Origin of the sequence: Pseudoalteromonas sp. T1lg122 (assembly GCF_002964825.1) — a bacterium.
Lineage (GTDB): Bacteria > Pseudomonadota > Gammaproteobacteria > Enterobacterales > Alteromonadaceae > Pseudoalteromonas > Pseudoalteromonas gelatinilytica.
On sequence record NZ_PQCG01000034.1, the window covers coordinates 77454 to 100033 of the forward strand.

15 protein-coding genes, 11 tRNA genes and 1 pseudogene are annotated in these 22580 nt (G+C 42.1%); 13 read left to right on the forward strand and 14 right to left on the reverse strand.

The features are described 5' to 3' along the window. Nucleotides 1-185 precede the first annotated feature (185 nt). The 8 genes from C2M33_RS18410 to nth all read left to right on the forward strand — a co-directional run bounded on the left by C2M33_RS18410 (nucleotide 186) and on the right by nth (nucleotide 9189). Entirely contained in the window at nucleotides 186-2129 is a 1944-nt protein-coding gene (locus C2M33_RS18410; protein WP_105175129.1) for an EAL domain-containing protein, read from the forward strand. 176 nt (nucleotides 2130-2305) lie between these two features. Next, the gene (gene rsxA / locus C2M33_RS18415) at nucleotides 2306-2887 is read left to right on the forward strand and encodes an electron transport complex subunit RsxA (RefSeq protein ID WP_063707046.1); all 582 of its coding nucleotides are present in this window, start codon (nucleotides 2306-2308) and stop codon (nucleotides 2885-2887) included. A 1-nt stretch (nucleotide 2888) separates the two neighbouring features. After that, the gene (gene rsxB / locus C2M33_RS18420; RefSeq protein WP_063707044.1) at nucleotides 2889-3443 is read left to right on the forward strand and encodes an electron transport complex subunit RsxB; all 555 of its coding nucleotides are present in this window, start codon (nucleotides 2889-2891) and stop codon (nucleotides 3441-3443) included. A gap of 8 nt (nucleotides 3444-3451) precedes the next feature. Beyond that, nucleotides 3452-6133, forward strand: a complete 2682-nt coding sequence (gene rsxC, locus C2M33_RS18425) for an electron transport complex subunit RsxC (RefSeq protein WP_105175130.1) — start codon at nucleotides 3452-3454, stop codon at nucleotides 6131-6133. Beyond that, nucleotides 6130-7185 carry an electron transport complex subunit RsxD gene (gene rsxD, locus C2M33_RS18430; protein WP_105175131.1) on the forward strand — a complete coding sequence of 352 codons (1056 nt, stop codon included), beginning with the start codon at nucleotides 6130-6132 and terminating at the stop codon, nucleotides 7183-7185. The genes rsxC and rsxD overlap by 4 nt, the downstream gene beginning before the upstream one ends. Further along, entirely contained in the window at nucleotides 7185-7820 is a 636-nt protein-coding gene (gene rsxG, locus C2M33_RS18435; protein WP_063707037.1) for an electron transport complex subunit RsxG, read from the forward strand. The genes rsxD and rsxG overlap by 1 nt, the downstream gene beginning before the upstream one ends. Further along, a complete protein-coding gene (locus C2M33_RS18440) occupies nucleotides 7820-8518 on the forward strand; it encodes an electron transport complex subunit E (protein ID WP_105175132.1) in 699 nt (232 codons plus the stop codon). Before rsxG ends, C2M33_RS18440 begins: the two co-directional genes overlap by 1 nt. 38 nt (nucleotides 8519-8556) lie before the next feature. Beyond that, nucleotides 8557-9189 carry an endonuclease III gene (gene nth / locus C2M33_RS18445; protein WP_054553695.1) on the forward strand — a complete coding sequence of 211 codons (633 nt, stop codon included), beginning with the start codon at nucleotides 8557-8559 and terminating at the stop codon, nucleotides 9187-9189. 120 nt (nucleotides 9190-9309) lie between these two features. Here nth and C2M33_RS18450 read toward each other — a convergent pair whose 3' ends face one another. Continuing rightward, nucleotides 9310-10845 carry a S10 family peptidase gene (locus C2M33_RS18450; protein ID WP_105175133.1) on the reverse strand — a complete coding sequence of 512 codons (1536 nt, stop codon included), beginning with the start codon at nucleotides 10843-10845 and terminating at the stop codon, nucleotides 9310-9312. A gap of 259 nt (nucleotides 10846-11104) precedes the next feature. Here C2M33_RS18450 and C2M33_RS18455 point away from each other — a divergent pair, with 259 nt between their 5' ends. Together C2M33_RS18455 and gloA are read left to right on the forward strand one after the other, a co-directional pair. After that, a complete protein-coding gene (locus C2M33_RS18455; protein ID WP_054553700.1) occupies nucleotides 11105-13012 on the forward strand; it encodes an aminotransferase class V-fold PLP-dependent enzyme in 1908 nt (635 codons plus the stop codon). A 219-nt stretch (nucleotides 13013-13231) separates the two neighbouring features. Next, complete coding sequence (gloA, locus tag C2M33_RS18460) at nucleotides 13232-13630, forward strand: lactoylglutathione lyase (protein ID WP_105175134.1); 399 nt, start codon at nucleotides 13232-13234, stop codon at nucleotides 13628-13630. Nucleotides 13631-13640: 10 nt separating this feature from the next. Here gloA and C2M33_RS18465 read toward each other — a convergent pair whose 3' ends face one another. The 13 genes and pseudogenes from C2M33_RS18465 to C2M33_RS18525 all read right to left on the reverse strand — a co-directional run bounded on the left by C2M33_RS18465 (nucleotide 13641) and on the right by C2M33_RS18525 (nucleotide 21598). Next, nucleotides 13641-15878, reverse strand: coding sequence for an ATP-binding protein (locus tag C2M33_RS18465; RefSeq protein ID WP_063707026.1), 2238 nt, complete (start codon nucleotides 15876-15878; stop codon nucleotides 13641-13643). Further along, nucleotides 15875-17038: a sugar ABC transporter substrate-binding protein gene (locus tag C2M33_RS18470; protein ID WP_063707016.1), complete on the reverse strand. Its 1164-nt coding sequence runs from the start codon at nucleotides 17036-17038 to the stop codon at nucleotides 15875-15877. Before C2M33_RS18470 ends, C2M33_RS18465 begins: the two co-directional genes overlap by 4 nt. Before the next feature lie 68 nt (nucleotides 17039-17106). Beyond that, nucleotides 17107-18262 (reverse strand): annotated as a pseudogene (locus C2M33_RS18475) (ABC transporter permease). After that, complete coding sequence (locus C2M33_RS18480; protein WP_062567026.1) at nucleotides 18259-19185, reverse strand: ABC transporter ATP-binding protein; 927 nt, start codon at nucleotides 19183-19185, stop codon at nucleotides 18259-18261. The pseudogene C2M33_RS18475 and the gene C2M33_RS18480 overlap by 4 nt, the downstream one beginning before the upstream one ends. After that, nucleotides 19182-20129 carry an HlyD family secretion protein gene (locus C2M33_RS18485; protein ID WP_105175135.1) on the reverse strand — a complete coding sequence of 316 codons (948 nt, stop codon included), beginning with the start codon at nucleotides 20127-20129 and terminating at the stop codon, nucleotides 19182-19184. The genes C2M33_RS18480 and C2M33_RS18485 overlap by 4 nt, the downstream gene beginning before the upstream one ends. A 216-nt stretch (nucleotides 20130-20345) precedes the next feature. Next, nucleotides 20346-20421: transfer RNA gene (locus C2M33_RS18490), tRNA-Glu, on the reverse strand. 76 nt (nucleotides 20422-20497) lie between these two features. After that, nucleotides 20498-20573: transfer RNA gene (locus tag C2M33_RS18495), tRNA-Glu, on the reverse strand. A gap of 168 nt (nucleotides 20574-20741) precedes the next feature. Further along, a tRNA-Glu gene (locus C2M33_RS18500) sits at nucleotides 20742-20817 on the reverse strand. 77 nt (nucleotides 20818-20894) lie between these two features. Further along, nucleotides 20895-20970 (reverse strand) — tRNA-Glu (locus tag C2M33_RS18505). 78 nt (nucleotides 20971-21048) lie between these two features. Beyond that, nucleotides 21049-21124: transfer RNA gene (locus C2M33_RS18510), tRNA-Glu, on the reverse strand. Between the two features lie 77 nt (nucleotides 21125-21201). Beyond that, nucleotides 21202-21277, reverse strand: a tRNA-Glu gene (locus C2M33_RS18515). A 130-nt stretch (nucleotides 21278-21407) separates the two neighbouring features. Beyond that, nucleotides 21408-21483 (reverse strand) — tRNA-Glu (locus tag C2M33_RS18520). Between the two features lie 39 nt (nucleotides 21484-21522). Further along, nucleotides 21523-21598 (reverse strand) — tRNA-Ala (locus C2M33_RS18525). Between the two features lie 642 nt (nucleotides 21599-22240). On the opposite strand from C2M33_RS18525, the gene C2M33_RS18530 reads away from it, so the two are divergent. From C2M33_RS18530 to C2M33_RS18540, 3 genes are all read left to right on the forward strand, one after another. Continuing rightward, nucleotides 22241-22316 (forward strand) — tRNA-Val (locus tag C2M33_RS18530). 36 nt (nucleotides 22317-22352) lie between these two features. After that, nucleotides 22353-22428: transfer RNA gene (locus tag C2M33_RS18535), tRNA-Val, on the forward strand. A 26-nt stretch (nucleotides 22429-22454) separates the two neighbouring features. Next, a tRNA-Val gene (locus tag C2M33_RS18540) sits at nucleotides 22455-22530 on the forward strand. Nucleotides 22531-22580 lie beyond the last annotated feature (50 nt).

Genomic DNA, 22580 nt, shown 5'->3' on the forward strand with positions numbered 1-22580 from the left:
CCAACTCCACGAATCCATTAAACTTTTTATCTACTACTATTCGTCGATTGTATTAGACTTTAAAGCACTTATAATCTAACCTAATTTTAGTTTATTCTGTATTATGCTTTAGAATACAACGACTATACTTAAAGCAATCAATCAAGGAATTGATTCCTTCCTTTAGGCTTTTAAAAGATAAGAACATGGCTGGCTTTAAAAAACTAATTTTCATACAACTTATATCTTGGTTGCTGTTTGCACTTTTGGGCGGTTACTTTATTGCACTAAGCTTTGATAGCGCAGTCAGTGATGCTCAGCAAAAAGCACAGCGTGTCGTAAACGCATATATAAATACGCAAACAATTGAACAACTTGCACCAGAGAAAATTCAAAAAGCATTTGCCGATGGCAGTACCTTTTCTAAGCTTGTGATCCGTGATCAATCGGGTCAAGTGGTAGGCATGGTTGAATCAAGCCAGTCCCTGCCCTTGTTTGCAGAAATAGTTAATAATAGTTTTAATTCAATTCGTCCTCAGTTTGCCGTAAACCAAACATCCGACATTAAAGTCGAATTCACGATTAATGCGCATAATCTTGCTAGCCTCTTACTAGAGTCTTTATTCATTGTCATTTTGATTTCAGGCCTTATCGCCCTACTTCCTATTATTTATATGAAGAGCATGTTTCGCCGCCTTAATCGTAAAATTAGCACCACGATTTCGGATATCGTTGACATTTACATTAACCAAAATCAAGTTAATGGCGACCTTGAACAAGCAATGGACACCACGCGTCTAAAAAAACTAAGCAAAGATTTAATTCCTTCTTTCAATCGTCTATCGCATTTCTTACAAACTAAACATGATGATATTCAAAACAATGCGCTAAGCATTAAAAAAGAAGCGTATAAAGATGTAGTCACAAACCTTGGCAACCGTAATATGTTTGTTGAGTACTACGAGAAGAATATTGAAAACGCAGAAAAAAGTACCTTTGGGTCACTTGCCATGGTGCGTTGTAGCGAATTGCAAACCATAAACCAAACCCGTGGTTACCAAAAAGGTGATGAATACGTAAAAGGTGTGGCCGATATTATTAAACATATCAGTGGCACATACACTGGCAGTCAGGTTTTTCGTTTAAATAGCTCAGATTTTGCAGTGGTATTGCCAAATACCCCACTTAAAGAAGCAGAGCGTTTCGGTGACAACTTACAATCACGCTTTACACAGTATCAGCAAAACCAAGAATTAAGCTCAGTAGCAAATACGGGTATTGTCGGTTACGAAAAAGGTAAGCCGCTTGGTGAATTGTTATCGATTGTTGATAACGCAATGAGCATGGCGCAATCAAAACAAGCGAACGCATGGCATGTACAGCGTGAAACTGACTTAGTTAATAATGCCAGTGCTGGTTTTGGTAATCAAAACTGGCGCAAAGTGATTAACGAAGTAATAGAATCAAAACGTGTACACTTAGTGATGCAAAACATTATGCCGATAGGTAAAAGTGTTAAAGCTTATGCTGAGATCCAAGTGCGTTTTAAAAGCGCAGAAAACCAAATGCTACCGACCGCCTCTTTCCTGGCTATGGCTGAAAAATTAGAAATGGCAATGGAAATTGACCGCTTAATTATCGATAGCACTCTGGAAAAGGTCAAAACGCGTAACTTCTCTGAAAAATTCTTCGGTATTAATGTTACAGCTTCAAGTGCTCACAATGATCAATTTGTGATCTGGCTAGAACGTCGACTTTTAAAAGACAGCAATATTGCCTCAAAACTGGTATTTGAAGTCAGTGAGTTTGGTTTACAACAAAACATTAAAGCAAGTAAGCGCTTTATCGATATGGTTCACCGTGTTGGTGCACGCATCACTGTAGAACGTTTTGGTGTGGGATTAACGTCATTTAAATTCTTTAGAGACTTAAAACCAGACTTTATCAAAATGGACGCAAGCTATACTCGCGGCCTTGAAGAAGATAAAAATAACCAATACTTCATGCGCTTAATGGTGGATTTAGCTCACCGCATTGGTGTGAGTGTATTCGCTGAAGGTGTCGAAAGCCAAGAAGAAAAGCATATTATCGAAACACTGTGTCTTGATGGTGTGCAAGGTTATTACATCGAAAAGCCAAAAGACATTTAGCCCCCTCTTAAAGGCCCAAAAAACCTTACTGTTTTTGGGCCTATTCCATCTATTAACTTAGCTTTAACACTTTAATCGTAAACAGCTTTGTTAATTTTAGCTATTCGTCCCTCATGTGTTGTGTCAGCCCCCATAAAAAAGGATAATAGAGCCGTTTTTATTCTCGTGAGGCACGCATGACAGAGTATGTCTTGTTATTGATTGGCACTGTGCTAGTCAACAACTTCGTTTTAGTTCAATTCTTAGGTTTATGCCCTTTTATGGGTGTATCGGGTAAGTTAGATACCGCGATTGGTATGTCTTTAGCCACAACCTTTGTACTTACACTTGCCTCCGTGACCAGTTATCTGGTGAATCATTATATTTTGATCCCGCTGGATATCGCGTTTTTACGTACCATGAGCTTTATTTTGGTGATTGCTGTTGTCGTGCAATTTACCGAAATGGTGGTGAGAAAAACCAGCCCGACACTTTATCGCTTATTAGGGATTTTCTTACCGCTTATCACCACCAACTGTGCGGTATTAGGTGTTGCCCTACTTAATATCAAAGAAGACCACTCATTTTTACAATCTGCTGTATACGGCTTTGGTGCCGCTGTCGGCTTCTCTATGGTGTTAATACTGTTTGCCGCATTACGTGAGCGCTTAGCCGCGGCTGATGTCCCTGCTCCTTTTAAGGGTGCTTCAATTGCGATGATCACCGCAGGCCTTATGTCGATGGCCTTTATGGGTTTTACAGGATTAGTGAAGTTTTAATATGACCTTGTTTTATGCTTTGATAGCGTTAGGTTCATTAGCGCTTATATTTGGTTTAATTTTAGGTTTTGCCGCCGTGCGTTTTCGCGTTGAAAGCAACCCTATCGTTGACCAAATTGATACCATTTTACCGCAAACACAATGTGGCCAATGTGGTTACCCAGGTTGTCGTCCCTATGCTGAAGCGATTGCCAATGGTGATGAAATCAATAAGTGCCCACCAGGCGGCGAAGCCACGGTAAAAAAACTCGCTGATTTAATGGGTGTTGAGGCAAAACCGCTGGCTGGCGGTGAGCAAGCAGAGCCAATTAAAACAGTTGCCTATATTCGAGAAGATGAATGTATTGGCTGTACCAAATGTATTCAAGCCTGCCCTGTTGATGCCATTGTCGGCGCAACCCGCCAAATGCACACTGTGTTAATCGATGAATGTACCGGTTGTGACTTATGTGTTGAACCATGCCCTGTAGACTGTATTGATATGCTGCCTGTTAAAGAAACCAAACAAACCTGGAAATGGCAATTAAACGCAATCCCTGTGACTCAGGTAGATTAGGAGCACAGATGGAAAAGCTAATAGATCAAATTAAACAAGGTAAAGTGTGGCCATTTCCTGGTGGTATTCACCCACCGGGTCAAAAACAACAATCAACAACGCAAGCCATTACAAGACTGCCGCTACCAGACAAACTTGTTGTATCACTAAAACAACACATTGGTGCTAACGGTAAGCTGATTGTTGAAAAAGGCCAGCAGGTTCTTAAAGGTCAAGCATTAACTAAACCAAGCGGCAATTGGTCTGTGCCTGTGCACGCGCCAACATCTGGGCTGATCAGCGATATTTGTCCAATGCCGTCAGCTCATCCATCAGCGTTGCCTGAGCTTAGCGTTATTATTGAACCTGATGGTAAAGATAACTGGTGCGAGCTTAACCCTGTGACTGATGCCAAAGCACTGTCGCATGATGAACTTGTTGATGTTATTCATCAAAGCGGTATTGCCGGTATGGGCGGCGCAGGTTTCCCAACCTATGTAAAAGCAGATACCCGTAAAGCCATTGAGTTTTTAATTGTTAATGCCGTCGAGTGTGAGCCATATATTACCGCTGATGACATGCTAATGCGCGAACATGCCGATGGCATAGTTGCCGGTATTGAATTAATGCAGCAGCTGTTAAGTCCACAGCTGACAATTATTGGTATTGAAGATAATAAACCTGATGCCATTGCTGCCATGAAACTCGCAGCACAACATAACGACAGCATCATAGTGCAAACAGTACCAACGGTTTACCCTTCCGGCGGTGAAAAACAGCTAATTAAGCTGCTAACGGGCAAAGAAGTCCCAAGTGGCAGTATTCCTGCCGATATTGGTATGCTGGTGCAAAATGTCGGTACCTTGTTTGCGGTAAATCAAGCCGTATATGAAGGTAAACCTCTGATAGAGCGTGTAGTAACGGTAACCGGTAACACCATTCACAAACAAGGTAATGTGTGGGCTTTACTAGGCACCGAAATTAAACATTTATTAGACTGCCAAGGCTTTTCACCGGTTCCACAACAACGTGTGGTCATGGGCGGTCCAATGATGGGCTTTACTCTACCTACCGTGCGCATTGGTGTGGTTAAAACAACGAACTGTATTTTAGCGCCAGATCACCAAGAACTTGCTGAGCCGGGTGATGAAAAAGCCTGTATTCGTTGTAGCGCCTGTGCTGACGCCTGCCCTGCTTCATTGTTACCTCAGCAATTACAATGGTTCGCTAAGTCAAAAGAATACGACAAACTCAACGAGCACAACTTATTCGATTGTATTGAATGCGGTGCCTGTGCTTATGTATGCCCAAGTGAAATCCCCTTGGTACAGTACTATCGCGTTGCCAAAGCCGAAATTAAAGAACAGCAAGCAGAGCAAATCAAAGCAGAGCGAGCAAAAGAGCGTTTTGAAGCGCGTAAAGATCGTTTAGAGCGCGAACAAGAAGAGCGTCAAAACCGCCACAAACGTAAGCCGGCTGCTAAGTCAGATGACGAAAAACAAAAAGTGGCCGATGCACTCGCCCGAGTTAAAGCTAAATCTGATGATACAGACAGCAAATCAGCCGTAGCCGCAGCTATTGCCCGTGCAAAAGCGAAAAAGCAAGGTGCAGAGCTTGAGCCTGATAACTCTGAAGTAGCTAAAGAGCGTGCAGCGCGTAAAGAACAGGCGCGTAAATACAAAGAACAGAAAGCATTAGAGCAAGGTGAAGAAAGCGTCGATAAAGACGATAAAAAGTCTGCGGTTGCTGCCGCTATTGCCCGTGCTAAAGCGAAAAAAGCGGCGCAAGCTGCAGAAGATAACGTAGAAGCAGACTCAGCACCAAAAGATGATAAGAAAGCCGCAGTTGCAGCTGCTATCGCCCGTGCTAAAGCGAAAAAAGCAGCGCAAGCTGCTGAGAATCAAACTGAAGCTGAAGAAGATAGCGCACCGGTCGATGACAAAAAAGCTGCTGTTGCTGCTGCAATCGCGCGTGCTAAAGCGAAAAAAGCAGCACAAGCTGCTGAGAATCAAACTGAAGCTGAAGAAGATAGCGCGCCAGTTGATGACAAAAAAGCTGCTGTTGCTGCTGCAATCGCCCGTGCTAAAGCGAAAAAAGCAGCACAAGCTGCTGAGAATCAAACTGAAGCTGAAGAAGATAGCGCGCCAGTTGATGACAAAAAAGCTGCTGTTGCAGCTGCTATCGCCCGTGCTAAAGCCAAAAAAGCAGCTAAAGAGCAAGCGCAGAGTGACGACTCTTCACAGCAAACTAATGATTCAAGTGCTGAGGCAGATGCCCAGCCACAAGCTGACGCTCCTGAATCTAACGAAGATAAGAAAAAAGCTGCCGTTGCTGCCGCTATCGCTCGCGCCAAAGCAAAAAAAGCCGCTAAAGAGCAAGCACAGAGTGACGATTCTTCAGAGCAAATAAATGATTCAAATGATGAGGCTGATGCCAAGCCGCAGTCTGATGCTCCTGAATCTAGCGAAGATAAGAAAAAAGCTGCCGTTGCTGCCGCTATCGCTCGCGCCAAAGCGAAAAAAGCCGCTAAAGAGCAAGCGCAGAGTGACGAATCATCAGAACAACTTGATGATTCAAGCGATACGGATGATTCAAAACCGCAGGTTGATGAACCTGAGTCTAGCGAAGATAAGAAAAAAGCAGCGGTCGCTCGTGCCATTGCAAGAGCTAAAGCGAAAAAGTTACAACAAGAAGGAAACGATAAGTCATGAAACTAACCATGGCGAGTTCGCCGCATAATCATAGCCATAAATCATTAAGCCGATTAATGATGACAGTGATTGCTGCGTGTATTCCAGGCTTAATCGCGCAGGTTTTCTTCTTTGGTAGCGCTGTGTTAATTCAGCTTGTTCTCGCGCTAATTACAGTTAGCGCCTGTGAAGCCGCTGTTTTACTACTTCGTAAACGCAAAGTTTGGCCAACACTCAGTGATGGTAGTGCGTGGTTAACTGGCGTATTACTGGCGTTGAGTATTCCGCCTTTAGCGCCTTGGTGGATTATCGTAATTGGCTGTATGTTTGCAATTGTTATTGTAAAGCAGCTTTATGGCGGCCTTGGCTTTAATTTATTTAACCCTGCTATGGCAGCTTATGTATTACTACTTGTATCGTTTCCGGTGCAAATGACAAGCTGGTTACCTGTTAGTGATTTACTTGCATCTCCGATAAGCTTCTCACAGCAACTGTCTGTTATTTTCAATGGCTTTACCAGCGCTGGTTTTAGTGTTGATCAATTACGTGTAGCGATTGATGGCACAACCATGGCAACACCGCTTGATACCGTAAAAACAGATGTCGCCCATCACCTAACGGTGGCTGAGAGCATGAGTAAGCCTCTTTTTAATGGCTGGTTTGGTCTTGGCTGGGGCTGGGTTAACCTCGGCTTTTTAGTGGGTGGGCTTTATTTATTAAAAGCTAACATCATTAATTGGCATATCCCTGTTAGCTTTTTATCCTCATTGGCCGTGTGCAGTGGTATTGGTTATATTGCAGCTCCTGGCACAGAGCCAGGCGTGGTATTTCATTTATTCAGTGGTGCAACCATGTTAGGGGCATTCTTTATTGCTACCGATCCTGTTTCTGCATCAACAACGAATAGAGGCCGTTTAATTTACGGTGCGTTAATTGGTCTACTTGTTTACTTAATTCGTACTTTCGGTGGTTATCCTGATGCTGTGGCATTTAGTGTATTGCTGTTAAATATGGCGGTACCTTTAATTGATTACTACACGAAACCACGTACTTACGGCCATGGGGTGAAATAATGATCCTTTCCTCAATGACTAAAAACGGCGCTATTCTTACAGCATTTGCGCTCATTACCACAGGCACTGTGGCCCTGACTCATAGCCTGACTGCTGAGCGTATTGAAGAGCAAGAAAAGCAACAACTTGCAGAGCAGCTGCAACAAGTACTTGATGCCCATCATTATGACAATCAACTATACAAAGATTGTGTCGTGATCACCGATGAGCGCCTTGGGCCACGTCCAGAGCAAATAATCTACCGCGCCTACAAAGATAATAAGCCGTATGCTTTAGTAATGCGCCATGTAACACCAAGTGGTTATAGCGGCGATATCAACTTATTAACGGCGGTTTTTGCCAATGGTGAAATAGCGGGTGTTCGTGTCACTAAGCACGAAGAAACACCGGGCCTTGGCGATAAAGTTGAGGTCAAAAAATCAGACTGGATCACCCTTTTCAAAGGCCAAAGTGTACTTTCTGAAGATGACAGCCGCTGGGCTGTTAAAAAAGATGGTGGCCAATTTGATCAATTTACAGGTGCAACCATTACACCGCGTGCCGTTGTCGGCTCAGTAAAACAAGCTGTGCTGTTTGCCCAAGCTGAATTTGATAATCTGTTTGCTGCACCAAACACCTGTCAAGGAGCCAAGTAATGAGCCAAGTTAAAACCTTATTTAAAGATGGTATGTGGGCTAATAACCCTGCCCTTGTGCAGTTATTAGGCTTATGCCCGCTACTTGCCGTTACTTCTACGATTACCAATGCATTAGGCCTAGGTTTAGCAACGTTATTAGTACTGGTTGGTTCTAACGTCACCGTATCGATTGTGCGTAACTGGGTGCCTAAAGATATTCGTATTCCTGTTTTTGTGATGATCATCGCAGGCTTTGTAACCATCGTGCAGCTAATGATGAATGCCTATACATTTGGGCTTTATCAATCATTGGGGATTTTTATTCCACTGATTGTTACCAACTGTGCCATTATCGGTCGCGCAGAAGCATTCGCCTCTAAAAATACCGTGCCACTTTCAGCCTTTGACGGACTGATGATGGGACTTGGCTTTATGTTAGTTTTAGTGGTGCTAGGGGCAATGCGTGAACTTATTGGTCAAGGTACACTGTTTGATGGTGCTGATTTATTATTAGGGCCATGGGCTGCTGCACTTCGAATTGAAGTATTTAGTTTTGATAACCAATTTTTATTAGCTATCTTACCACCGGGTGCCTTTTTAGGACTTGGTTTACTGATTGCTGCAAAAAATGTCATTGATACACAAATAAAATCTAAGCAAGTTGTTACTCCAGAAGTAGAAAAAGGCCCAAGAGCCCGAGTAACAAGTTTAACTTAAAGGAGAGCACGCACCGTCACTGCGTGCTTTACGCCACCATGAATAAAGAAAAACGCTATGAGATCTTATCTCGTCTACGTGAGCAAAACCCGCACCCAGAAACAGAGCTTGAATACTCAAGCCCGTTTGAGTTATTAGTTGCGGTTACCTTATCAGCACAGGCAACAGATGTGGGTGTTAATAAGGCAACCCGTAAGTTATTCCCTGTTGCTAACACGCCTCAAGCGATTCTTGATTTAGGCCTTGAAGGCCTTCGTGATTACATCAAGACCATTGGTTTGTTTAATTCTAAAGCCAACAATGTCTATAAAATGTGTGAGATTCTGGTCAATAAACATAACTCAGAAGTACCAGAGAATCGTGAAGCACTTGAAGCATTACCGGGTGTTGGCAGAAAGACTGCAAATGTTGTTTTAAACTGTGCCTTTGGCTGGCCGACTATTGCTGTTGATACGCATATTTTCCGCGTATCTAACCGCACTAAGTTTGCTATGGGTAAAGATGTAGTTGCTGTAGAACAAAAATTAGAAAAAGTGGTACCTAAAGAATTTAAAGTCGATGTACACCACTGGTTAATCCTGCACGGTCGCTATGTGTGTACTGCTCGTAAACCTAAGTGCGGCAGCTGTATTATCGAAGACTTGTGTGAGTTTAAAGAAAAGACTGAGTAGTTAAAGTCTACTCTAAGACAAACAATTTTAAGGTGATGTTGCTCACCTTTTTCTATCACCTCAGTAAGTTCATTTTGCAGATTGTGCCAAACACAAGGTTTGGCACAATAAGCCTAGCCATTATCGCTGGTTTTGGCTCACCTGCTTTTTAATAAACTCTCGCGTATCTCTTAACAGCGCCACTCTTGCTGGTTCGTGAACATACATCATGTGACCACCATGATAATAATGATAGTCAATTTTATCAGCGTATATACCGTGTCTGTTTAAGGTGTATTCTGCATCAAAAAATGGCGTGACAATATCGTAATACCCTGAGGCAACCATCACTTTCATTTGTGGATTACTGCGAAGCACGTAAGATAAATCCGGCGCAGTATTGACGTAGGTTGGCTCCCAGCCTTGTCCATCAGGCGCTGTGCGCCAGCGCCAGTTATCTGATAGCTCAGGGTCACCTGGGTTTAAGTATTTTCTTTTCCACTGTACGTTTAAATCTGTACGCATGTATTTCATCAGTGCCGCTTTATATGCCGGTCCTATCACTTTTGACGCATCTTGTTTAGGAGCCGCAGTTAAATCGTCTCTTTCATCAAGCTTATAACGTCCATCAAGGAAGCCTACTGCGACACCCTCATCACGCAATAACTCTTTAGCGAATCTAAAAGCGTTAATGCGTAAATCAACCTGCTCAATATATTGTTTGCTTAGCCCTGTATAACGGTGAAGACCGTCAACAATTCGCGTTCTGTCAGCTTTACTAAGGGCATTACCCTTAAATAATGCTGGTAGTAATTCATCAACTGCAAATTGTCGGCTCGCATCTATAAACGCTTCAAAATTTCCTGATGTGTCTACTTTTTTATGATACCAAGCAGTTGCAGCAAGTGTGGGTATGTAGGTGATGTAAGAAATGATGTTGTCATCAACATAAGGGCTTGAACCTTGATAGTCTAAAGCTTGTGACACAAAAATAATGCCATTTACATTAATCAAGTGTTTATCCATAAGCACTTTAGAAACCGCAGCAGCTCGAGTTGTTCCATAGCTCTCTCCCAATAAAAATACGGGTGCATTCCAGCGATTTTCTTTTGTTAGCCACTGGGCAATAAAATCAGCGATAGAAGATGCATCTTCTTTCAAGCCCCAAAATGCTTTGCTCTCAGTGTCACCTAAAGCGCGCGAGTAACCTGTACCAACAGGGTCCACAAACACCATATCAGTCACATCAAGTATCGTCTCAGGCGCATCTTTTAATTCGTAAGGAGCCAATCCAGGAGCCGTTGCATCGCTTGGTACCACGACTCGTTTCGGACCATAAGCGCCCATATGTAACCAATTAGACGATGAGCCCGGGCCACCATTCCAGATAAATGTGACGGGTCTGTTCTTGTTGTCATCTGCGGCTATGTAATCAAACGAAAAGATAGCAGCTTTAGGCTCTTCGTTTTTGTTTAACAAATAAGTTTCACCGGCTACAGCTTTGTATTTCAGCTTTGTACCATTAAAGGTGCCTTTATGCTGGGTCACAAATTTAGTGGCTTCGGGTATCGACTTTTTATTGTTTGAATCTGAGACTTCATCTGCATTAACTGCGTTCGTACAAAACGCAAACAATGTAGAGATGACTACAATTTTGAAATTGGCAACATACGCCATGTTTTATTCTCCCTAGCATGTTTATCTTTATTTTTATCTGTATCTGTATCTGGCTTGAGTGGCTTTATCGCTGAGTGCTCAATTAACCTTTTACTTAAGCATTACTTTTACAGTAAGAACATGTAATTTCAACTATCTGCGATTAACACGAAAAAAGTATAATCAGTATCGGAACAAAAAATATCAGCGTAATCATTTCACAAGCTTCCATCCTTTCGTTATGCTGTTGAGTAATGTGAAATTTTTTATATGAGTTGCTATGTTACCTTTACTTCGTATCTTGTTAATTGAACAAGATCCTGCCACCTTAAAAGAGCTTTCAACGAACCTAGAAAAAACAATCCCTAATTTTGAGCGAAGTGATGTTGATATCGACATTATTGAGTGCATAGAGCTCAAGCAGGCGTTGAAATATGTAGAGGAAGATGGCGATATTCAAGCTGTGGTACTTAGTTGGGATGTACTGAACAATGGCGAGCGCACCTATAGCCGTTTTATCGAGCAATTAAAAGGCATACGCCTTGAGCTGCCTGTTTATGTTATTGGTGACGATACGAAAGGCTTGGAAATAGTTAACGAGTCAGAAGAAATTGAATCTTTCTTTTTCAAAGATGAGGTCATTTCAGACCCTGAAGCGATCTTGGGCTATATGATCAATGACTTTGATGATCGTTCAGAAACGCCATTTTGGACCGCCTACCGTCGTTATGTGGGTGAATCGAACGATTCATGGCACACACCTGGTCACAGTGGCGGTGCTAGCTTTAGAAATTCTCCGTATATTAAAGACTTTTATCAGTTTTATGGCCGTAACGTGTTTGTTGGCGACCTGTCGGTTTCTGTCGACTCGCTTGGCTCATTATCAGACAGCACCAACACTATAGGCCGCTCTCAAGAATCAGCGGCGGCGACATTTGAAGTAAAACATACTTACTTTGTTACCAATGGGTCATCCACTTCAAATAAAATTATTTTGCAAACTTTACTGCGTAAAGGCGATAAGGTGATCATCGACCGAAACTGTCATAAATCAGTACATTACGGCATTTTGCAGTCGGCTAGTTTACCTATTTACTTATCGAGTATTTTAAATCCTAAATATGGTATCTTCGCGCCCCCTTCATTGGCTGACATTAAGCAAGCGATTGAACAAAATAGCGATGCTAAATTACTGGTTTTAACCGGCTGTACCTACGATGGTCTGCTTAGCGATTTAAAACAAGTAGTTGAATTTGCACATCAGCACGGTATTAAAGTGTTTATCGACGAAGCGTGGTTTGCTTACTCGCTTTTCCATCCAAGTTTACGCCACTACTCAGCTATTAATGCTGGCGCAGACTATGTTACCCATTCGGCACATAAAGTGGTTTCAGCGTTCTCTCAGGCGTCTTATATTCATGTTAACGACCCTGATTTCGATGCCGATTTCTTCCGTGAGATCTACAGTATTTACGCCAGTACCTCGCCAAAATATCAGCTCATTGCCTCGCTGGATGTATGCCAAAAGCAATTAGAAATGGAAGGTTATAAATTACTGAATGCTCTGTTGAATCACGTTGCTGAGTTTAAGCAGCAAATGGCTTCACTGAAACATATTAAAGTGCTCGATAAGCAAGATTTCATGGATATATTCCCACATTTTAGTGGCGATAACATGGGTCACGACCCATTGAAGATTCTTATCGATATTAGTGAGTTACCGTATTCATTAAAGGATATTCATAAATTCCTGTTAGATGAAATTGGCCTTGAAATCGAAAAATATACACACAGCACCATTTTAGTTTTACTGACTCTTGGCGGCACACGCTCAAAGATTATTCGCCTTTACAATGCGCTGAAGAAACTCGATAGCGGTAAAGTAAAACTTGCCACTTCAATGAGGCGCACACGCCTACCAGAGAATCTACCCGCTATAGACTTAGCCTGTATTCCTAGTGATGCATTCTATGGCGAACGTGAATCTGTACCAATTAGCAAAAGTAACAACCGAATTTGTGCCGGATTAGTGACGCCTTATCCTCCTGGTATCCCGCTTTTAGTGCCGGGGCAACATATCACTAATGAGCATATCGAATATCTTAAAGAGTTGGCGGGTCAGGGCCTGACAATTCAAGGGAGCTTTGATGGCGAAATTTATGTACTAAAAGGTAAAGTGAAAAGCTAAACGTACGTTTAAACCTGAAATACCTCATTGTTATGCAGCAATCCCTATTTATTGCTGCATAACATCACCCTTTTCATATCAAACACTTTGTCTCAATGCTACTGTGCATGCAATCGAAATAATTTATAATCCATTTTTGATAATTCTAATGCGCAGCCTTAAACCATGCTGCGTTATTGAAATTGTGCGAATTTAAAGACAAAAAAGAGGATGCTAATAATGCGCTTATTACACACAATGCTTCGCGTTGCTGATTTAGATAAATCAATTGAATTTTATACGCAGGTATTAGGTATGAAAGAGCTGCGCCGTGCAGACAACGAAGAGTACCGCTACACCCTTGCTTTTGTCGGTTATGGTGACGAAAAAGATTCGACCGTGCTTGAGCTTACTTATAACTGGGATACAGACAGCTATGATTTGGGTAATGCATATGGTCATATTGCTATCGAGTTTGATGATATTTATAAAGCCTGCAAAGACATTAAAGCTGCTGGCGGTAATGTGAGTCGTGAGCCGGGTCCTGTAAAAGGCGGCACAACTGAAATTGCATTTGTTAAAGCCCCTGACGGTTATGCGATTGAGTTAATTCAGAAAAAAGATAACACCACTTTTTGATTCATACCGGCTATTTCAGCGATTGCTGAGATAGCCATTTTGCGAGTGCTTTTTCAAGTTCAGCAAAATTAATTGGCTTTGCGATATGGTCACTGATACCAATTTTTGCGCTTGTTTCGATGTCGTCTTTCATAGCATTAGCACTAACCGCAATAATCGGCGTATCAAAATCTGGCCTTGCAAGTAAGTTTTCGCTGGCAGTTAATCCATCCATCACCGGCATTTGGATATCCATTAAAATCAGTGCGTAATCTTGTGTTAGGGTTTTCTCACAGGCAATTTGTCCGTTTTCTGCCAATTCATAATTTAGACCTAATTGAGTTAAATACTTAGTGATAACAATTTGATTAATCGGGTTATCTTCGGCAATTAATATTGGCTTGTCGACGGCTTTAAAATCGAACTGAGTGTCTTCATCTGATTGGAGTACTTTTGCGCTAGCATCCTGTGGGTTTAGTGATTTAAAATTAACATTAATGGTAAACTCGGTGCCTTTGCCAAGCTCACTGTCGATAGCAATAGTGCCTCCCATCAAATCAATCATCCCCTTACTGATGGCAAGCCCAAGACCGGTCCCTCCATATTCACGAGTGGTGCTATTTTGCGCTTGGACAAAGGGATTAAACAGGGCCGTTATTTTATCTTCAGCGATACCTATGCCTGTATCTTTTACCGATAACACGACGGCTGTCTGGTGTTCATCTCGGCTTTGCAGAGTAAGCGAAAGAATTATCTCTCCTTGATTGGTAAACTTAACGGCGTTAGAGAGCAAGTTAATCAGCACTTGTTTAACACGTATTTCATCACATTCTACATTCAGCGAATGTAATGAGGAGACCTCAAGCCGGCAGCCAACCCCTTTGGCATCACAACTCGGTTTAAATAGTAAGATAAGGTCCTTGCAAAGCGCGACTAAATCACATTGTCGCGACTCGAGCTCTATTTTATTGGCCTCTATTTTTGAAAAGTCGAGAATATCGTTAATCACGGTTAATAACACATCACTACAGTTATTAATTTGCCTTACAAACTCTGCTTGCTCTTGTGTTAGCGTGCTTTTATTGAGTAGCTGCAAAAAGCCCACAATACCATTCATCGGAGTGCGTATCTCATGGCTCATATTGGCTAAGAATTGGCTTTTAACTTGCTCAGAGCGCTCAGCGCGAAGTTTTTCTAATTGTAATGAAGTAATTTGTATATCAATGGTATCAGCCATGCTGCTGAGGGAATCTGCAATATCTTTAAACTCTTGATAATGAAAATCGTCGGTATCTTGTTTGTAATTACCTAATGCATATTCTCGACTAAGAGCAGTAATGCGATTTAGCGGGTTATGGAGTCGTGCCGTCAACCAACGCACTAAGATAAATGAAATAATAGAGAGTCCTACAATTAAAAGGCCTGCCAATATAGCCGTTTGCTTTACAGCGCTGGTGTAGGTGGTTTTTGCTTCATTAATTTGGAACTGTAAACTGGTTGGCTTACCTGCAAAAAAAACATTACTGATAGAGGCCTGCCCCATTAATTTGCCGTTATCGCCAGCATCGCCCACGCTATATAAAATGTTATCTTGTGCTGTAATTTGTACCTGCTTACCCGCTTGATAAACCGGTTGCTCATTGTGTATTGCAAGCCACTTTAACGCCTCTGATAAAGGCACAAAAGACACTAACACGCCCGTTTTAATTATTGGCTCACTGAGAGAATCTTGCTCATGTAGCAATGTAGATGTAATTGCCAGTAAAGCATTTTGTTTTGCCTGTAAAGGTGCTAGCAGCTCAGTAACTTGTGGATTATCAATGATTTGAATTGTGTTTTGCTCTGTTGATGTTTGAGCGCTGTCGAGAATGCTTTTAGTGAGTTTAAAATTCAAATTTAAAGAAGTGATCGGATACCCTTCAACTATAAACCCATTTTTATCAATTACTATCGAGGCTTTTATTTGTGGATTTTGGGCAACAAACTCTTGTAGCTGCACAAGCGCGAACTGTGAGTACACCACTTTATTTGGCAGCTCAGTTATCGCCTTAGTGCTACTTAGTAATTGGCTATTTTTCTCAAGCTTAAATAAGAGTTGTTCAAGACTGGCTGCATTATTTCTAGCTTGCCATTGCAAACTCGTATTTGCTTGGTCAATTGAGCTTAAATAGAAACGCCCTATCATCAAAGCAGCAAGGATCAGTAAGGGAATAATGACCAGTAGTAATACACTGATAAATAAGGCGCGGCTAAAGCGTGGACTACTCATTCATCCCCTTCATTGGCAATCGAACGCTCTGCCAACCCTTGCATAAAAAGCCCCGCTTGCTCAGCAGTTAAGGCCCCACTGCCATAGCGAATAAATCCTTTATTTAATACTTCCCATACGATGATCATAGATGCGGTTGAAGGCATAGGCTTTGTGAATTGTATGGCATCAATTAAGGTTGATAACTCAGTGCCTTGTTGTGCTTTAAGGTTATTTAAAACCTCAGTGTTAACTGGGATATCTTGAAGCTTTTGCCAAACCAGTGTTTGGAATTTTTCTGCTTGAACCAATTTAGCAAATTTGATCAAGCTCTCTTTATTTGCGCCATTTAAAGCATGGTTTGGAAATGCCAGCACAAAGGTTGAGTAATAAGGCTGCATATACTCACCATTGAGTTTCGGTAATTGTTGTATTCCTAAATTATTACCCAATGCCTCTTCATAAGTTTTTAATGCCCATGCACCATCAATGGTGAAAGCGGCTTGCTGCGCTTTAAATGCATTATTTGAGCAAGTGTAATCGCACTGCCTATCAACCAGGTTTTGTTTATTTAAACCCCAAACAAATTTGAGAGCCGATTGCATAGCCGGTGTATTAAGTTGAACTTGATTATCTACAATTAGGTCGCCATTAAAAGCTGATAAGAACGGGATAAACCAATACATCTCCATAAAACTCCATGTAACGAGTTTCATTTTTTCAGGCAATGTTGGTTGAATTTGGTATATATCCTGCCAATTTTCTATTGGCTCTTTAACAAACTGCTTATTATAAAAAAGTAGCAAGTGATTCCCTTGAATGATGGGTATACCTAAGAGCTCATTGTTTAACTTTGCAGTTTCTAAGGTTCGCTTGTCTGTGGTATCAGCTATGAGTGAGTCTGGAATGGTGCTGTAGTTGGCATATTTATCAAGGCCTAAGTGATCAGCGGGTACAATAACAACGTCTGTTGAGGTGCTGGTACTGGTATTTTGCACCAGCCTGACTTTTAGCGCCTTTTGGTCAACCAATACAGAGTTAACCGTTAAACCGCTTTGCTCTGCAAACTCACTAAGCAATTGGTTAAAATGTTCATGCTTCATGGTATGGGCTAGGTTTATCGTTGCTGCATAGCCATCAAACGTAACTAATAGCACCGCCAGCCAAAATACTCGCCACACGCTAATGTCTACTCAAAATGAATTAAAATTACTTTTTAGTTAAGCACATATGCCTTAAATTGCCCAGCCTAATCAAGGGTTTTCTTAAACCTAAATGCAGCCACAGCCAAGCCCAAAATAGTAAAAACTAAAAGCCAAAGTAAGTCACTGCTCATACTTATTAAATTAACATCTTTTAGCACGATTCCGCGTATTAATCTTAGGTAATGCGTTGCGGGCAGGCACTCAGCAAGCCATTGCGCTGCCTTTGGCATACCTTCATAGGGAAATACAAAACCTGACAATAAAATAGAAGGTAATAGAATGAAAATTGTCATTTGCATTGCTTGAAGCTGGTTTTTAGCGATTGTCGAAAGTACTAAGCCAAGCACTAAACTGGCACATATAAAGGCAAAGGTTGCGACAACCAATGCGACTAAACAACCTCCAAAAGGAATATGAAACAATAGCTTACCCATACCTAATATAATAAATAACTGAATAAAACCAATGAAGATATAAGGCACCACTTTTACCAATCATTAATTCAAGTGAGCTTAATGGTAAGGTGATTAAGAGCTCCATATTACCTCGCTCTTGCTCTTTAACAATGGCAGCAGAGGTAAACATAATCATCGTCATGGTTAAAATGACAGCAGCTAGACCTGGCACAATATTCACCGCAGAGCGTTGCTCTGGGTTATAAAATAAGGTCGTCTCAAAGGTAGGGTAAGTTCGATTCGCAGGTTTATCGAGAAGCTCTGCAAGCGGCATATTGCGCAGCGATTTTATGCTCGACGCGACCATTGTATCGGAGCCATCAACTAACCAATGCGCAATTGGCCTGACTAACGACTCATTACTGCCATCAGGCAAACCAAAACCAACGGTTGGGTGCTGAGCAAGTCGGTTTGCCACATCGTGGGGTATAAACAGCACAGCCCGCACTTTCGCACTGGCGATTGCTGTTTGTGCCTGTTCAATACTGTCGTAATAATCAGTCACTTTAACCACATTTGTCGCCGATACTGTTTGTACTAAAATGCGGCTGAGCGCAGTTTGACTATGATCGACCACTGCAACAGGGATATCTTTGACGTTAGTGTTAATAGCATAACCAAATAGAATCAGTTGGATAAGGGGGATCATCACCACCATCGCAAAGGTCATTCTATCGCGACGTAATTGTAATAATTCTTTGCTTACAATTGCTTTTATGCGGCTTAATGAAGTCACAATACTCATTGTCGGCCCTGCCCTGTGCAGGTAACAAACACGTCTTCAAGGCTTGGACGCACACTATTTACTTGCCATGTATCCTGGCAGAATGATTGCTGTTTTATGAACTCAACGGGGTCTTGAACATCTTTTTTTACTAATACTCGCAGCTGTGCACCTAGCTGAGTTGCCGAGATAACATGGTCGATTGTTGCGAGTTGTTTTTTTAATTCTCTGGTTTGCGCCCCTGCGATTTCTACAACATGAGCGTGCATGTCTGTCATTAATTGCTTTGGAGAGCCATCCGCGCGTTTAATACCAGACTCTAAAATGGCTAAACGATGACAACGCTCGGCTTCATCCATGTAATGAGTGGTGACTAATATCGTGGTACCGGCATTACTTAAATCAAACAGTGTTTCCCAAAAGTCACGGCGATTTTGTGGATCTACAGCCGATGTTGGTTCATCAAGAAATAAAATTTTCGGTTTATTAATCACTGCAGCAGCCAATGCTAAGCGCTGCCGTTGGCCCCCACTCATACTTCCGGCCATTTGATCGACTCTTTGATCAAGGCCATAGGTATGGAGCAATTCGTCAATTCTTTGTTGTTTTTGCTGCTTTTTAAACGGGTAAAGCGCCGCCATGAACTTTAGGTTTTCAAGTACGGTCAAGTCACTATAAAGTGAAAACTTTTGCGTCATATAACCGAGTTGTGTTCTGAGCTTTTCAGCATCTTTTGGCAGACTCAAGCCAAGCACATTGATATCACCTGAGGTTGGCTTCAATAGCCCCGTAAGCATACGGATTGCGGTCGTCTTACCACAGCCATTAGGGCCCAAAAAGCCATAAATTTGCCCTTGCTCAACGTCTAGATCAAGGTTATCAATCGCTTTTAAGTCGCCAAATTGTTTTACCAAACCTTTGGCATGGATTACCGATTCAGTCATGGCATAATCACTTGAGCAGGTACGCCTGTCGGTAAATTATTTTCACTTGCAGGTAGTGTTACCTCAGCAAGATACATTAATCGCGCACGCTCTTCCTGATTAAGGGCATAAAAAGGCGTGAACGCTGGCTCTGTAGCAATCCAGGTCAGTTCACCCTGAATATCTTTATCTATGCCATCGACGCGAACCGTAAGTGTCATCCCCTGATTGAGCTTGGCACGATATGGTTCAGGGATATATACGCGTGCGTAAGGTGCGCTGTTTGCTTGGATAATAACGACAGGGCTGCCTTTAGTAACTCGCTCACCTACGTGCCAAGGTAAATTATCGACCCTGCCAGCACGCATCGCTTTAATTGACAGATCTGAGAGGTATTTTTGCTGTACTTTTAGTTCTGCTTCTGCCGCCTGAACTTGCGCTTTCGCACTATTAATATCTTCAACCCGAGAACCATTTGTTAACTCATTTAAGTTCTGCTTTGCTGATTCTAAATTAGCAAAAGTCTCATCTCGTGCAGCGGTAGCACTGTCTAAGGTTTCTTGACTTGCGAGTTTATCTTTAACTAAGGTTTTTGCACGGCGAAAATTAGCTTCGCTTTGCGTATATGCAGCATTGGCAGCTGCTACTTTGGCTGATGCGGCAGCAACTTCTTCGGGGCGAGCACCATTCAAGGTTTTTTCAAGAAATGCAGTGGCTTGAGCTAGTTGAGCTTGTGCTTTAGCAACAATCGCTTGTTGTAGTTCGGCATCAAACTTTGCAATCACCTGCCCTTTTTCGACCAACTGGCCTGCTGAGACGGGTAAATCGATCAGTATTTCGTTAGTCGTTGCAGGATGGATCACACGCTCACGCTCAAGCGTTCCTAGCGCTACTCCCTCATTTGAGTCAGAGCAAGCAGTAATGACTAAAGAAATTAGTATGAGTACAACACGTTTAGCTAACATTTTAATTTCCTTATGGTTAGCTGATGAGTTGCTAAATACTATAAAGTAATAAAATGATCAGTAAAAGTGTTCAATAGGAATTAAAGTTTTATAAATATATGGAGTCTATATCGTAAAGATATATGAGAATAAGGAATCTTAAGTCAAAAAACCTTAGTTCTATTTGAAATGATTTAAAAGATAGTCTTTCCAACACATTAACTTACTTAATGTAAGTGGCGTCCCCAAGGGGATTCGAACCCCTGTTACCGCCGTGAAAGGGCGGTGTCCTAGGCCTCTAGACGATGGGGACACAAATGTGTCACTAGGACAACTGAATAGTTAGACTCGATTCAGGCGAGCTTTTAATAACACAACACTTAAGTAAGTGGCGTCCCCAAGGGGATTCGAACCCCTGTTACCGCCGTGAAAGGGCGGTGTCCTAGGCCTCTAGACGATGGGGACACAAAATGTGTCACTAGGACAACTGAATAGTTAGACTCGATTCAGACGAGCTTTTAACAACACAACACTTTAGTAAGTGGCGTCCCCAAGAGATTCGTACTCTTGATAACGTCGTGCATAGATTGCGTGGTGTTCACCGCCCCACTACACATAACCTACTTAAATAAGTGGCGTCCCCAAGGGGATTCGAACCCCTGTTACCGCCGTGAAAGGGCGGTGTCCTAGGCCTCTAGACGATGGGGACACAAAATTGTCACTAGGACAACTGAATAGTTAGACTCGATTCAGGCGAGCTTTTAATAACACAGCACTTAAAGTAAGTGGCGTCCCCAAGGGGATTCGAACCCCTGTTACCGCCGTGAAAGGGCGGTGTCCTAGGCCTCTAGACGATGGGGACACAAAATGTGTCACTAGGACAACTGAATAGTTAGACTCGATTCAGACGAGTTTTTAACAACACAGCACTTTTAGAAAGTGGCGTCCCCAAGGGGATTCGAACCCCTGTTACCGCCGTGAAAGGGCGGTGTCCTAGGCCTCTAGACGATGGGGACACAAATGTGTCACTAGGACAACTGAATAGTTAGACTCGATTCAGACGAGCTTTTAATAACACAGCACTTAAACTAAGTGGCGTCCCCAAGGGGATTCGAACCCCTGTTACCGCCGTGAAAGGGCGGTGTCCTAGGCCTCTAGACGATGGGGACACAAAATGTGTCACTAGGACATTAAATGATAGTTTTACTCATATCGGAGTTAAGGTTACTAAAATAACATGTAAGTACTCGAGACTAACATATTTATTTTCTTGGCAATTGCTCACTTACTTAAAGTAAATGGCGTCCCCAAGGGGATTCGAACCCCTGTTACCGCCGTGAAAGGGCGGTGTCCTAGGCCTCTAGACGATGGGGACGCAGAAAACTGCAACCCTAGGACAAACACTATGCAAATCTGGTGGAGCTATGCGGGATCGAACCGCAGACCTCTTCGCTGCCAGCGAAGCGCTCTCCCAGCTGAGCTATAGCCCCGACTTGCATACACACCACCAATTAATGTTGGTTGTGTATCGCTGAGTGCGGGGCGCATTCTATGCAGCCCCCCAAATAAAGTCAACAGTTTTTTATCTAAGTTTATTTAAATGATTTAAATTTCAACAAGCTGACTAAATATCAATCCGTTACGGAGGTATTTTATACAAAGCGCTATCAAATTAGCTATTTTGGGCTAATTGCATTGCTGGTTGGTTATCAAAGGCTCTCTGCTTTTGAATTTACTCCCTTAAAAAAGGTATACATTTATATGCAAAATAAAGTTCGTTACCTAAAGCTTTAAATAAAACAACTTCGCCCTACCCTACTTTGTTTTTAATCGTGCTAACTAGAGTGCAATTAACTGATGCAAATTTATTGATATGAAAAACCGTTTTAAAGATTTACTGTATTCATATCATTTTGGAATGATTTGCACAGGCATAGAGCTATAGATCAAGCACTGAATATAAGCTTATGAATATAAATTGCATATTTGTTCGCCAAAAAATGCTTAAATGCCATGTCATTGTTTATAAAAGCTGCATCTAACACATTTTTACTCATTCAAGTGTTGACACAATTACAACTCTATCTATAATAGCGCCCCACAACAACGCAGCAATGAGTTGTTTTAGATATGGGTCGTTAGCTCAGTTGGGAGAGCATCGCCCTTACAAGGCGAGGGTCACTGGTTCAAGTCCAGTACGACCCACCATTATTCCCTAATGGTGTTCATATCTAAATTCTTAATGGGTCGTTAGCTCAGTTGGGAGAGCATCGCCCTTACAAGGCGAGGGTCACTGGTTCAAGTCCAGTACGACCCACCATTAAGAAAATTTGCTGTATGTAATATGGGTCGTTAGCTCAGTTGGGAGAGCATCGCCCTTACAAGGCGAGGGTCACTGGTTCAAGTCCAGTACGACCCACCATTTTTTAAAGTGGTGTTTCATATTACAAAAATCTAAATGGGTCGTTAGCT